Here is a 12,024-nt window from a genome sequence, read left to right as displayed (position 1 = left end):
CCAGCGGTTGTAGCCTCGCCGGTCGATCGCCGGAGGTGCCCGTTGGGCTTTGTGGATGACTACTTGGCCGAAACCCGAGCGATCGTGGGGCGCCTCGACGTCGCCGCCATCGAGGCGCTGGCAACCACGCTGGCGGCGGTGCGCGACGGCGGGGGGCGTCTGTTCATCCTCGGCGTCGGTGGGTCGGCCGGCCATGCGTCGCATGCGGTCAACGATTTTCGCAAGCTGTGCGGCTTCGAGGCGTACGCGCCAACCGACAACGTGTCCGAGCTGACCGCCAGGATCAACGACGACGGCTGGTCGGGCGTGTTTGCCGGCTGGCTGGCCGGCTCGCGGCTGGGTCCGGTCGATGGGTTGCTGATCTTCAGCGTTGGTGGCGGCGATCGCGAGCGGGGCGTGTCGGCCAACCTCGTCGAGGCGATCGACGCTGCCGCAACGGTCGGCGCCAGTGTGGGTGGCATCGTCGGGCGCGACGGAGGCGAGACCGCTCGCCGGGCGGACGCTTGCGTCGTCATCCCCACGGTGGAGCCATCGCGGGTGACCCCCCACACCGAGGGGTTGGCTGCGGTGGTGTGGCACCTGCTGGTCAGCCACCCGGCCCTTCAGACCCAGCCGACCAAGTGGGAATCGCTCCGGGGGTCGATGACATGAGCGCCGGTCGGTCGTGGTGCGTGGTCGGCGGTGCCGGATTCATCGGCTCCACCCTCGTGGGCAGGTTGCTGGCCGAGGAGCGGGTCGACCGGGTGGTGGTACTCGACAACCTGTCCTCGGGCAGCCGGGAGATGCTGGGCGAGTCGCTCGGCGATTCGCTCGGCGATTCGCGCGTCGACCTGATCGTGGGGGATTGCGGCGACCCCGAGGTGAGCAGCCGGGCGCTCGAGGGTGTCGACGTCGTCGTCCACCTGGCCTCCAACCCGGACATCGCCCGGGCGGTGACCGAACCCGAGATCGATTTCTCCTCGGGCACCCTGTTGACCAACAGCGTCGTCGAGGCAGCCCGCACCCAGGGCGTCAACACGATCGTCTACGCGTCGGGCAGCGGCGTCTATGGCGACCTGGGCGACCTGGAGATCCCCGAGGATCATGGTCCGCTCCGTCCGGTCTCCACCTATGGCGCCTCCAAGCTGGCCGGCGAGGCGCTGGTGTGCGCGTATGCGCACATGTTCGGCCTGCGGGGTCGGGCGTTTCGATTCGCCAACGTCGTCGGTCCCCGTCAGACCCATGGGGTGGGCTACGACTTTCTCAACAAGCTCGCCGGCGACCCTACCCGCCTGGAGATCCTGGGCGACGGCCGCCAGTCGAAGTGCTACATCGCGATCGCAGACGTCCTCGACGCCATCCTCGGCGTGATCGACGAGCCCGGAGACCTGCCCTATGAGGTGTTCAACGTGTCGACCGACGATGCGCTGAGCGTCGACGAGATCGCCGCTGCTGCCTGCCGGGCATCGGGCCTCGATCCCGCTGCGGTCGTCTTCGACCACACCGGCGGCCGGGGTGGCTGGAACGGTGATGTCCCGGTGGTGCGCCTCGACACCTCCCGCATCCGGTCCAGGGGGTGGGCCCCGAAACGCTCCTCGGCGGCCGCCATGGAGTGGGCGTTGGCGTCGATGGCTGACGCACTGACCGACGGGGCGGACGGCGATCGGCCTGGTGGATGAGCCGGCGCTCGCTCGTGCAGCTGGCCGTGCTCGGCCTGGTCCTCGGGCTGGCGCTGGGCGCAGCGATCTACCTCCCCCGCGTCGGCGGATCCCGCTCGGTCGTCCCCCAGAACAACCCGGTCCAGTTCCAGTCGGGGGACGCCCGCGACGAGGGGCCCGGCCAGTGAACGTCGAGCCAACGGCTGCTCCCGGTCGCGTCGAGGTGCTCACCGCCAGGGTGCTGCGCTCGATCACGTTGCCGTTGGTGGTGGCCGTGGTCGGGGCGGTGCTGATGGTGGCGATCGCCGCCGTGATCGCCGGTTCACTCGGTTCGCCGTGACCGCCCGCGCAGGGCGTGGCTGGGTGTCCTGGGCGGGCTGTGGTCTGTTCCTGGTTGCACTCGTCCTGCGCCTCGGGCCCGCCGTCGCCGATCTGCCCCACCTCTACGACTACGACGAACCGCTGTTCATGACCTTTGAGGTCGGGCGCATGTACAGCCAGAACACCCTCGAGCCGTCCGGGTACGCCCATCCGGCGCTGTACAAGGATCTCTCGGTGGCCACGCTCACGGCGGTGGGCGGCGTTGCCGGGTGGGAGGGTGCCGACGTGATCGCCGGGCCGGGGATCTTTGGCGATCGCAGTGCGAACAACCCGATGCCGTGGTTCGTGCTGCGAGCCGTGGCCGCCCTTCTCGGCGCAGCAGCGGTGGCGCTCGCCTGGGATGCCTCGCGCCGGTTCGGGGCGCCCGACTGGGTGGCCGCACTCGCTGGTGGGATCGGTGCGGTGGCGCCCATGCTCATCGCCATCGCGCCGCGCATCGCACCGGACGGCTTCTCCGTCTTTTTCGCCATGGTGTGCGTCTGGGCGCTGGCGTGGACGTTGCAGCGGCCGTCGCTGCGCCGCCAAGCGGCGCTCGGCCTGGCGATCGGTCTGGTGGTGGCCTCCAAGTACAACGGCGCACCTTTTGCGCTGCTGGCGGTGGTTCCGGCGGTCGTCGGCACCCGCTCGTGGTCACGCCGTTTGATGTGGGTGGGCGTCGCCGGGTTGGCGGCGATGCTGGCTTTCGCGATCACCAACCCTTACGCCTTGATCCACTTCGGTGAGTTCCTCGACGAGCTCTCCACCCAGAACAAGGTCTACTCATTTACGCTCACCGGTGAGACCGGCCGAGCGAACGAGTTCAACTTCCGGACCCTGCTCGACGACGCCGGTCCGCTCGCCGTCCTGGCTCTGATGGCCGTTCCGTTGGTGGCGATCGGGCGACGCAGCCCGGCTGACCGGCAGGGCAACGCTGAGCGCTGGGAGCTGGCGACCGCGGTGGGTCTGTCCGCCGGCATCCTCGGATGGATCCTGTTCCAGGGTCGCTACGAGGTGCGCATCGCCCGCAACGTGATGCCGCTGGTGCTCCCGGTGTGCGTGCTGGGAGCCATGTCGCTGCGCGCCGGCTGGCCCTTGCTGCGTCGCCGGCGCAACACCGCGGTGACGGCCGCCGTCGTTCTGATCGTCGCCGGATGGGCGGGGTTGCAGACGACCAAGGGGCTGTTCGAGTTCGGGGCGGCCGTCGCCGATGAGCGCGCCGAGGCCCGCGACTGGATGAACGAGCACATCCAGCCGGGGGATCGAATCGTGGGGGAGTTCGGTACCCCGTACCTGGGCCGCAGCGACATCGACCAGGAGGAGGTGGGCCTGCTGTCCGAGCTCGGTCTCGACCGTCTGGAAGAGGGCGACGTCGACTGGATCGTGTCGTCGTCGGAGACGACCGACGGAATCCTTTGGGATGAGGCTCGGTGGGGCGGCCAGATCGCCTTCTACGATAAGCGCCTCGATGCGGTGTGCGAGTGGCAGCGGTTTCGCAGCTGGAACACCGAGATTCGGGTGGGTCGCGTCTGCCCCCCCGACGGCGACACCGGAGGCGACACCGAGGTGGAGGCGGGTCGGGACTGAGCCCAGGGCGCAGCGGGACTAGATTCGGCTGCGCAGGAACCGGCCTCACCCCGAGGTTGGGCGGGAGGATCAGCGTGTCAGCTCCGGAGCAGCAAACGGCTGAGGAGGCCTCCCAGGGTCACGGTCCGGAATCCGACGGCGAGGCCCTGACCAGGGCGGAGAAGCGACTGCTGATCGGGCTGGGAATCGCCGGCGCAGTCGTGGTGGTGATCGTGCTGGCGATCAAAATGCTCGGTGGCGACGACGACCCCACGAAGGCGGAGCAAGGCACGGCCGAAAACGCCCCCGAGTTGTCGGACGGCACGATCGTCGAAGCGCCTGCGGTGATGTCGCCGACCACCGACCCGGTCGCCGACGACCTCGCGCGAGCCGATCTCGCCGGTGGCCCCCTCGACTGGGCACTGCTCGGTGACGGCTCATGGAGCGTGGACGACGGCGTGCTGCGCTCGTCGAGCGAACCGGCGGACGCCAACCCGTTGGCGGTCGTCGCCGTTCCCGACGAACTGAGCGATGATTGGGCGTTTTCGATCTCGGTCGAAACTCCGGCCCAAAATGCCGGTTTCGTCTGGGGCGTCGTGGACGAAAACAACTACTGGGAGCTTCGGTCCAACCAGCAGTATGCGGCGGTGGTCATCAACCGCGTCGAGGATGGCGAGACGACGCAGGTGAAGATCATCGGCCCATCCGGGCTGGCCGAGGGACAGCGCTACACCCTGGCCCACCAGGGCGAGACGATCACGATCGCCGAGGGCGGCGAGCCGTTTCTCACCGTGTCGGACGAGTCGCTGGCCAAGCCCCGCCAGGTGGGTGTGATCGCCTCGACCGACGCCCCGGCCGGATTTACCGAGCCGGAGTTGGCGGCGATCGTCGATGACTAGATGCGAACCACCGGTTGATGGCCCGGCCGTGAGAGGAACCCGATGACCTACCCGCTCGACCGACTCCCCCAAGCGGGGGGCCTTACCCCACCGCAGCTGTTCGCCGACGGTGCGGATCTGCCGACGATCTCCAAGCTGGCCGAAGATCCGATGATCGACGGGTTCACGACCAACCCGACCCTGCTGGCCAAGGCCGGTGTGAGCGACTACGAGGCCTTCGCCCGCAGCGCGCTCGAGGTGGTGGGGGATCGTCCGATCTCCTTCGAGGTGTTTGCCGACGAGCCCGCCGAGATCGTTCGCCAGGCCCGTCTGCTCGCCGGGTGGGGCGACGCGGTGTTCGTCAAGGTGCCGGTGACGACGACCGATGGCACCTCGACCCACGACGTGGTGGCCGAGCTGGCGGCCGACGGCGTCCAGCTGAACGTGACGGCGCTGATGACGCCTCGCCAGGTGGCCGTGGTGTCCGCCGCGCTGGCCGGCGGGCCGCCGAGCTACATCTCGGTGTTCGCCGGGCGGGTGGCCGACGCAGGGCGCGACCCGCTGCCGATCATGGCCGCCTCGGTGGCGATCATGGCGGCCGAGGCCGACCAGCGCCTGATCTGGGCCAGCCCCCGCGAGGCCTACAACTACGTGCAGGCCGCCCAGGTGGGCTGCCAGGTGATCACGATGACCGCCGATCTGTTGGCCAAGCTGCCCACGATCGGCAAGGATCTGGACGAGTTCTCCCTCGACACGGTGGCGATGTTCCGCAACGACGCCGTCGCCTCCGGTTATCGCCTGTGACCGCCCGCTGCCCGGGCCGACGCCGGTGAGCTCGCTCGTGCGTGACGCTGTGATCCGGGGCGGCAAGGCGTCGGTGCTGTGGCTGCGCGAACGGCGGCGCCTCGAACGCCTGCTCGCCCGCATCCCGGTCGACGGCGATCGCTCCCGGCACTCCCACCGGCTTCTGGCCCCCACGGCCACGCTGTCGCCCTGGTACGACGACGAGGGGTTTCTCGCCACCTACGAGGCGGTGGCCGACCACACGCTCGTCGACATCTATCGCTGCTGGGACCTGTGGTCGGCGTTGGCCCAGGTGGCTGCGGTATCCGGCGATGTGCTCGAGGTGGGCGTATGGCGCGGCGGCACCGGGGCGCTGCTCGCCGAGCGCTCCCGCTGGCTGGGCCTCGATGCCACCGTCGTGCTCGCCGACACCTTTCGCGGGGTGGTTGGGGCCGGCTCGGAAGACCCATGGTACCGAGGCGGTGAACACTCTGACACGTCGGTCGCCCTGGTCGAGGACCTGCTCGGCCGTTTTCCCGGCATCAGCACCCTGGTGGCCGAGGGCATGTTCCCCGACGACACCGGCGATGCGCTCGCCGACCGGTCGTTGCGCCTGGTGCACATCGACGTCGACGTGTACGACTCGGCCAAGGCCACGCTCGAGTGGGCCTGGCCCCGTCTTGGCGTCGGCGGCCTGGTCATCTTCGACGACTACGGCTTCTATGAGTGCGAGGGGGTGGCCACCCTCGGCGCCGAGCTGATGGCCGCCGCCGGTACGGCGCTGCGGGGGATCACCAGCCTCAACGGTCACCTCACCCTGGTGAAGTTGTCCGACGAGCCGTTGCCCACGTGTTGAGCCCCAGCTTGTGCCGGCGACAGGCGATGTCCTCGGGGACGAACCCGGCGGCAACCACCTTGGGCCACAGGTCGCGCGGGTCGTAATAGCGGCGGTGGTCGTTCATCTCCTCGGCGGGGGAGAGCCCCAACCGAAAGGCCGAGAACTCGAGCGCGGTCTTGCCCCACCAGCTGGGCACGTTGATGAACAGCACGCCCCCCGGCGCGAGCAGCCGGTGACAGGCGGTCAGGGCCCCCTGGTCGTCGTCGAGGTGTTCGAGCACCGAGCTGAGGACGACGACGTCGAAGGACTGCTCGTCGAGGTCGGCCAGCGCCTGGGGGAGTTGGCCCCGCACCAGGGTGGCGTTGGGCAGAGCCTCCAACTCGGGGTTCAATGCCAGGTCGACCAGCGTCACCGACGCCACGTCGGCGGCGATCGAGCGGGCCAGCGCGGCGTCGTAACCGCAGCCCAGGTCGGCCACGCGCTTGGCGGTGAGCGGCCCCACCCGACGTCCAAACGCGGCGCGGCCCCACCACGTGCCCAGGCGGTCGACCGGGCTTGGTGCGGCGTGTTCGCCGAAGGACCCTGTGCGTTCGGAGGGCACGCTTCAGTCCCGGCGTGCGGCTGCAACCGCGTGTAGCAGCAGGGTGAAGGCGAACGTGGCAAAGCAGACGATGCCCAGCGTCAGCCCGGCAATCGCCACATGGGCGACGCGCAGGTCGCCCTCGGTCAGCGTGAAGTCGTTCGTCGCGTAGCGCACGATCAGCGGCAGGGTGGCCAACGCGCCCAGCGCTCCGCCGGCCATCGCCGTGCCGACCGTGCGCGTGTAGCGGTAGCGGCGCAACAGGCGTGCGGTCGTCATGCCCCGACGGTCGTAGATCGCGCGGGCGAGCAGGCCCAGCTGGTAGCTGAAGACGCCCAAGGTGGTGACGACCAGCCCGAAGATCATCGTCGTCGTCGTGAACGTCACCCCGGCGACGGTCAGTGGCCCCGCGGCCAGCGGCACGGTGAGGAGCAGCCCGACGATCAACGCCGCCAGGCCAGGGCGCACCAGGAAGAAGTCCGCACCGTGGATGAACATCGCCTTCAGGTTGATCCAGGCGGCCGAGAACGGGCTGAACCAGCCTGCCCGGCGGTGGTGGCTGACCCTCCCCTCGGTGTCCTTGAGGAAGCGCACCGGCACCTCCTGGGTGCGCAGGCCCAGATGCACCGACTTGATCACCATCTCCGAGGCGTACTCCCAGCTTTGGGACACCAACCGCATGCGCACCAGCGCGTCCTTGGTCAGGCCCCGCATGCCGCAGTGGATGTCGGAGAAGTCCGACTTGTACAACAGGTTGAGGATCCAGGTGGTGAAGGGCGTGCCGAAGTACTGGTGCAGCGCCGGCATCGATCCGGCCTCGATCGTGCCCTTCCAACGGCTGCCCATCACGAACTCGTAGTCGTCGCGAAACGCCTCGATGAACGGGGCCAGCAGGCGGAAGTCGTAGGTGCAGTCGGCGTCGCCCATGATCACCCACGGCGCGCGGATGACGTCGATGGCGTCCAGGTAGGCGCGGCCCAGCCCCCGCTTGGGGGTGCGCAGCACCCGGGCCCCGCCGGCCAGGGCGATGTGGGGGGTGTCGTCGGTCGAGCTGTCGACGATCAGGATCTCACCGCGCACGCCGGCGTCGGCCAGGCCCTGGTGGCACCACGCGACGAAGGCCTCCATCGTGATCGCCTCGTCGAGGGCGGGGATCACGATCGACACCTCGGGGTCGGGCACGTCGTTGACGGGGATCCACACCTCCAACGCCGGATCGGTTGGGTGGGCTTGCACCGCGCCGGGTTGGTCCAGCCGGGCATCGGTGCTCATCGTCGGTGCCGGATCATGCTGGGGCGGGGGCTCCATCGTGGGTGGGACGTGCCGTGTGTCGGCGCGCCGTGTGGGTGAGATGGTGTCAGCCCGGACGCCCGGGTGCCAGTAGCGCCGCCTCCAAGCGGGCGACCCCCTCGGGCGTGCCCACCTCGTCGTAGGGCCGGGTCGCCTCGTGGGCGGCCACGCGGCCCGCCGCCGACCAGGTCTCCATCATGTGGGCCAGGTCGCCTTGCGCGGGTCCATCGACGTCGAGCAGCGACGACGACAGGACGCTGATCCCGTAGTCGATGTGGGTGGCGCCGGCACTGGCACCCACCTCGTCCTGTGGTTTGCGGTAGCGCACCAGCGGGCCGTCGATCGTGGCGTTGGATGGTTCGGAGCCGTGCCGATTGTCGATCACTGCCATCGTGGCCGGCAGGTAGTCGTCGGCGTGAGCCTCGGCATGGCGCCACAACTCGTTGATGTCGAGGCGCAGCCAGGAGTCGCCGTAGAGCACCAGAAAGCGGGGGGCGAGCAGCCCGCGACGGTGGGCCAGGATCAGGGCGCCGCCGGTTCCGGGCCGGGTAGAGCCGTCGGTTGCGTCGGGATCGCGGCTGTAGGTGACCGACAGGCCGAAGCGCCCGCCGTCGGCCAGCGACGAGACGATCTCGTCGCCCAGATGACCGATGCATTCGACGACGTCGCTGACCCCCTGCGCCGCCAGCCATTCCAGCTGGCGGTGGGCGAAGGGCCGTCCAAGCACGTCGACCAGGTGCTTGGGGTGGCGGCGGCCGAGCTCACCGAGCCGTGTGCCCAGGCCGCCCGACAGGATTGCACACTGCATCGGCTGGTCATTTCGCTCGTCCAGCGGTTCGCTCACTGGGCGGTCAGCACGGTCGAGCCCAGGTGATCGAAGCGAAAACGCAGCTCGTCGAGGCCCTCGGCCTTCATGGCGCGACGCACCTTGGTTGGTTCGGGCGCATAGACGAGGAGGAAGCCCCCTGCCCCGGCGCCAACCACTTTGCCGCCCAGTGCGCCGGCCGAGCGTGCCACCGCGTAGTAACGGTCGATGTCGGGGTTGGACATGCCCGACGTGCGGGCTCGTTTGGCCTCCCAGTGCTCGTGCATCAGCTCCCCGAACGCTTCGGTGTCGCCGGCGATGAGGGCGTTGGCGATCTCGTCGCCGAGCGCCATCGTGTGGTCGAGGTTGGCCAGCATTGCCTCGTCCGCCTCAGTCGAGCGGCGGTCCTGGTCGGCCAGCATCTGCGACGCGGCCCGGGAGTAGCCCGTGAAGAACAACAACAGGTGCTCCTCCAGCTCGCTCAAGGTGTCATCGGACACCTCGAGACGAGCGGCGTCCACTCGGTCGTCGGGATGGAACGCGAACGAGGTGACCCCGCCGTACGCGGCGATGTACTGGTCCTGTTTGCCCACGGGCTCCTTCAGGTGGTCGATCTCGATGGCGCAGGCCTGCTCGGCCAGTTCGTCGGTCAGCACCGGCTGGAGGCGGTGGGCGTACAACGCCCGCAACAGCCCCACCGTGAACGAGCCGGAACTGCCCAGGCCGGTACCGGCGGGAATGTCGGCCATCGACACGATCTCGATGCCCGGCGCCATCTTGTGCAACTCGAGGGCGGTGCGCAGGATGTCGTGGTCGATCTCGGCGGTGGTCGCCACCCGTTCGATCGTCGAGTACTTCAACAGGTAGTCGTCGGTGAACGTGGTGTTGATCGAGATGTAGACGTAGCGGTTGATCGCCGCCGACACCAGGCGACCGCCCTTGCGGCGGTAGTAGCTGGGCAGGTCGGGTCCGCCCCCGCCCATCGGGGTGCGGAGGGGGGGTCGGGGGATGGTCATCCGCGTCGGTCGGACCGGGGGGGTCACAACCTTCACGGTGGCCGCTAGCGTGACCGACCATGACGATACGGGTCGGTGTGTTCGGGGCCGGGGGCAGGATGGGTTCGACGGTGTGCCAGGCGGTGGCCGCTGACCGCGACCTGGAATTGGTGGCCGCGGTCGACCCGCACCATGCGGGGCTCGACCTGTCGGCGGTGGCCGGCCCGACGGTGGGCGACCTCCAGATCGCCCACGACGCCGATTCGCTGGCGGCCGCCGGCGCCCAGGTGGTCGTCGACTTCACCCATCTCGACGCCGCCCGAGCCAACCTCGCATGGCTGGCCGACGCAGGCATCCACGCCGTAGTGGGCACCACCGGCTTCGACGAGGCCGACCTGGCCCGCTTCCGCTCGGAGTTCACCCGCTCCAACTGCGTGATCGCCCCCAACTTCGCCATCGGCGCCATCTTGATGATGCGCCTTGCCGCCGACGCTGCGCCTTACTTCGAAACCGCCGAGGTGATCGAGTACCACCACGACCAGAAGGTCGATGCGCCATCGGGCACGGCAATGCTGACCGCCGAGCGGATCGCCGAAGCGTCGGCGCAGTGGGCGGACGACCCGACGACCACGACGGTGGTCGAGGGTGCCCGCGGCGGCGAGGCCCAGCCGGGAGTGCGTATCCACTCGGTGCGCATGCGGGGCATGGTCGCCCATCAGGAGGTGGTGTTGGGGACGACCGGCCAGACCTTGACCATCCGTCACGACAGCTACGACCGCACCAGCTTCATGCCCGGCGTCGTCATGGCCGCCAAGGCGATCGCCGACCGACCCGGCGTCACCGTCGGGCTGGACGTCCTACTCGACCTCTGAGCCCGCCGGGTTCTCTGGGATGTCGGGATCGCTCAGGTCCTCGGCGCTGCCGGCCAGACGACGCAGCTGAATGACGGTGTAGAACGCCAGCACGACCAGGGTGATGCGGGTGAACCAGCTTTGGTAGTCGACGATCGTGTCGACCAGGCGGTCGAGCTGATCGGCGAAGAGGGCGGCGAGCAGCCGGATCAGGGCGATGCGGGCCAGCGTTCCGGCAATGTTGAGCGACCAGAACAGGCGGGGCGGCATGCGGATGACGCCGGCGGCCAGACACACCGGGTTGTTGGGGGCCAGAAAGGTGAGCGCTGCCAGGGTGCGGTGGGCGCCGGGGTTGGCCCCGCTGGTCAGCTCGGTCAGCCAGTCCTTGGCGCCGGGGTACAGGTCGGACCCGAAACGCACGGCGACGTCCCGGTAACGGGCCCCCAGGGCATAGAACAACGGGTCGGGCGCCAACAGGCGCAGCAGCGGCACGGTGAAGAACACCCATTCGGGCACCCGTCCGGCCACTGCGATCAGGATCTTGTTGGTCGAGTTGAAGGCGAGCAACAGCGCCGGACGCGTGTCCACCCAACGGGCGAGGTTGGCGAAGCCGATGTTGTTGGCGGCGATCAGCAGCCCGATCGCCACGAAGACGGCGACGAGGGCCGGCTTGCCAAACGGCTTGACCGGGGGATGGGCCTCTGGTGTGGCGATCAGATCACGCTAGCGCCGGTGGTGCCCGGCGTCGGTCGGGGGTCGGGCGATCTTGGCCACCGAGACGATCTGTTCCGGGTCAACCCAATCGATCGAAGCGCCCGGGGCACCGAAGCCGATCGTCCGATCGCCCAGCGAGACGAGGGGCCCGCGCACGGTGGAGCCATCCCTGAGGACAACGGTCAGGTCCGAACCATCGCGGGCCAGCTCGGCGATCGCACGGGGCAGCGGGGGAGCATCGGGGGAGGTCAGTGGTGCCGCTCGGGGTCCGGTGCGCACCTCGGCCACGGTGAGACGGACCAGGGCATCGACGGCAACGTATGCCAGACGGGTCGGGCCGGCGCCGTTGGTGCTCTCGATCGTCAATAGGGCGTCGTCCGCGGCCAGGGCGATGCCCGCCACCGACGTGTTGCCGATCAGGAAGGCCCGCACCCGCAGCCGCCGTTCGGCGGCATCCCGGCAGCGATCGGCGATGGTGAGGCCGCGATCGAGGCGGTACGCCTCGACCCGTCGGGCGCGTCGCTCCTCGAGCGCCGCTTGCACCGGGTCACCCGAGGTCTCCACCAGCTCATCGTTTCCACCGCGAACGCAGGTGTCAACCCTTCGGGCCCGGCCGAGACAGCCCCGATCGCGGCCGGTTTGTGCCCCGAGCGGACCTATGCTGGGGGCGAGTCGATCGGCACTGCGCTCAGGCGTCGGGCACCGACGAGTACGCCAGCGATCAGAACCG

General features: G+C 69.4%; 15 protein-coding genes. 9 read left to right on the top strand and 6 right to left on the bottom strand.

All coding sequences use genetic code 11. From position 1 onward, the window contains the following. The first annotated feature begins 42 nt into the window (after positions 1-42). From PKD89_RS03450 to PKD89_RS03415, 8 genes are all read left to right on the top strand, one after another. Complete coding sequence (locus PKD89_RS03450) at positions 43-651, top strand: SIS domain-containing protein (protein WP_349257317.1); 609 nt, start codon at positions 43-45, stop codon at positions 649-651. After that, positions 648-1,658, top strand: a complete 1,011-nt coding sequence (locus tag PKD89_RS03445; RefSeq protein WP_289010985.1) for an NAD-dependent epimerase/dehydratase family protein — start codon at positions 648-650, stop codon at positions 1,656-1,658. Before PKD89_RS03450 ends, PKD89_RS03445 begins: the two co-directional genes overlap by 4 nt. Beyond that, positions 1,655-1,825: a hypothetical protein gene (locus PKD89_RS03440; protein WP_287374214.1), complete on the top strand. Its 171-nt coding sequence runs from the start codon at positions 1,655-1,657 to the stop codon at positions 1,823-1,825. The genes PKD89_RS03445 and PKD89_RS03440 overlap by 4 nt, the downstream gene beginning before the upstream one ends. Further along, entirely contained in the window at positions 1,822-1,977 is a 156-nt protein-coding gene (locus tag PKD89_RS03435; protein WP_287374213.1) for a hypothetical protein, read from the top strand. Before PKD89_RS03440 ends, PKD89_RS03435 begins: the two co-directional genes overlap by 4 nt. Continuing rightward, the gene (locus PKD89_RS03430; RefSeq protein ID WP_289010986.1) at positions 1,974-3,581 is read left to right on the top strand and encodes an ArnT family glycosyltransferase; all 1,608 of its coding nucleotides are present in this window, start codon (positions 1,974-1,976) and stop codon (positions 3,579-3,581) included. Before PKD89_RS03435 ends, PKD89_RS03430 begins: the two co-directional genes overlap by 4 nt. Before the next feature lie 74 nt (positions 3,582-3,655). After that, the gene (locus PKD89_RS03425) at positions 3,656-4,459 is read left to right on the top strand and encodes a hypothetical protein (protein WP_287374211.1); all 804 of its coding nucleotides are present in this window, start codon (positions 3,656-3,658) and stop codon (positions 4,457-4,459) included. Between the two features lie 42 nt (positions 4,460-4,501). Next, complete coding sequence (locus PKD89_RS03420; RefSeq protein ID WP_287374210.1) at positions 4,502-5,242, top strand: transaldolase; 741 nt, start codon at positions 4,502-4,504, stop codon at positions 5,240-5,242. Positions 5,243-5,279: 37 nt separating this feature from the next. After that, the gene (locus tag PKD89_RS03415) at positions 5,280-6,077 is read left to right on the top strand and encodes a TylF/MycF/NovP-related O-methyltransferase (protein ID WP_289010987.1); all 798 of its coding nucleotides are present in this window, start codon (positions 5,280-5,282) and stop codon (positions 6,075-6,077) included. Here PKD89_RS03415 and PKD89_RS03410 read toward each other — a convergent pair. The 4 genes from PKD89_RS03410 to PKD89_RS03395 form a co-directional block, all read right to left on the bottom strand. Next, positions 6,034-6,660 carry a class I SAM-dependent methyltransferase gene (locus PKD89_RS03410; protein WP_287374208.1) on the bottom strand — a complete coding sequence of 209 codons (627 nt, stop codon included), beginning with the start codon at positions 6,658-6,660 and terminating at the stop codon, positions 6,034-6,036. The two genes, PKD89_RS03415 and PKD89_RS03410, sit on opposite strands and share 44 nt — an antisense overlap. A 3-nt stretch (positions 6,661-6,663) precedes the next feature. Beyond that, positions 6,664-7,911, bottom strand: a complete 1,248-nt coding sequence (locus tag PKD89_RS03405) for a glycosyltransferase family 2 protein (RefSeq protein ID WP_287374207.1) — start codon at positions 7,909-7,911, stop codon at positions 6,664-6,666. An 85-nt stretch (positions 7,912-7,996) separates the two neighbouring features. After that, a complete protein-coding gene (locus PKD89_RS03400; RefSeq protein WP_289010988.1) occupies positions 7,997-8,773 on the bottom strand; it encodes a sugar phosphate nucleotidyltransferase in 777 nt (258 codons plus the stop codon). Further along, a complete protein-coding gene (locus tag PKD89_RS03395; RefSeq protein ID WP_324332275.1) occupies positions 8,770-9,750 on the bottom strand; it encodes a galactokinase in 981 nt (326 codons plus the stop codon). Before PKD89_RS03395 ends, PKD89_RS03400 begins: the two co-directional genes overlap by 4 nt. A 59-nt stretch (positions 9,751-9,809) precedes the next feature. Here PKD89_RS03395 and dapB point away from each other — a divergent pair, with 59 nt between their 5' ends. Next, positions 9,810-10,601 (top strand): 4-hydroxy-tetrahydrodipicolinate reductase, encoded by a 792-nt coding sequence (gene dapB / locus PKD89_RS03390; RefSeq protein ID WP_289010990.1) that lies wholly within the window; start codon positions 9,810-9,812, stop codon positions 10,599-10,601. On the opposite strand, the gene PKD89_RS03385 is transcribed toward dapB, so the two are convergent. Both PKD89_RS03385 and PKD89_RS03380 read right to left on the bottom strand, forming a co-directional pair. Further along, positions 10,587-11,228, bottom strand: a complete 642-nt coding sequence (locus PKD89_RS03385) for a hypothetical protein (protein WP_289010991.1) — start codon at positions 11,226-11,228, stop codon at positions 10,587-10,589. The two genes, dapB and PKD89_RS03385, sit on opposite strands and share 15 nt — an antisense overlap. Before the next feature lie 75 nt (positions 11,229-11,303). Further along, positions 11,304-11,858: a hypothetical protein gene (locus PKD89_RS03380; protein ID WP_287379680.1), complete on the bottom strand. Its 555-nt coding sequence runs from the start codon at positions 11,856-11,858 to the stop codon at positions 11,304-11,306. Between the last annotated feature and the right edge of the window lie 166 nt (positions 11,859-12,024).

The sequence above is a fragment of the Candidatus Neomicrothrix sp. genome, assembly GCF_035329545.1.
GTDB lineage: Bacteria > Actinomycetota > Acidimicrobiia > Acidimicrobiales > Microtrichaceae > Microthrix > Microthrix subdominans.
The sequence above is the reverse complement of the archived record's forward strand: the minus strand, read 5'-3'. Positions and strand labels throughout refer to the sequence as shown.

What these genes read in the sequence shown, in the direction of transcription:
- PKD89_RS03440 (WP_287374214.1), top strand. Translation starts at nt 1,655, where the DNA reads ATGAGCCGGCGCTCGCTCGTGCAGCTGGCCGTGCTCGGCCTGGTCCTC.
- PKD89_RS03445 (WP_289010985.1), top strand. Translation starts at nt 648, where the DNA reads ATGAGCGCCGGTCGGTCGTGGTGCGTGGTCGGCGGTGCCGGATTCATC.
- PKD89_RS03405 (WP_287374207.1), bottom strand. Translation starts at nt 7,911, where the DNA reads ATGAGCACCGATGCCCGGCTGGACCAACCCGGCGCGGTGCAAGCCCAC.
- PKD89_RS03395 (WP_324332275.1), bottom strand. Translation starts at nt 9,750, where the DNA reads ATGACCATCCCCCGACCCCCCCTCCGCACCCCGATGGGCGGGGGCGGA.
- dapB (WP_289010990.1), top strand. Translation starts at nt 9,810, where the DNA reads ATGACGATACGGGTCGGTGTGTTCGGGGCCGGGGGCAGGATGGGTTCG.
- PKD89_RS03420 (WP_287374210.1), top strand. Translation starts at nt 4,502, where the DNA reads ATGACCTACCCGCTCGACCGACTCCCCCAAGCGGGGGGCCTTACCCCA.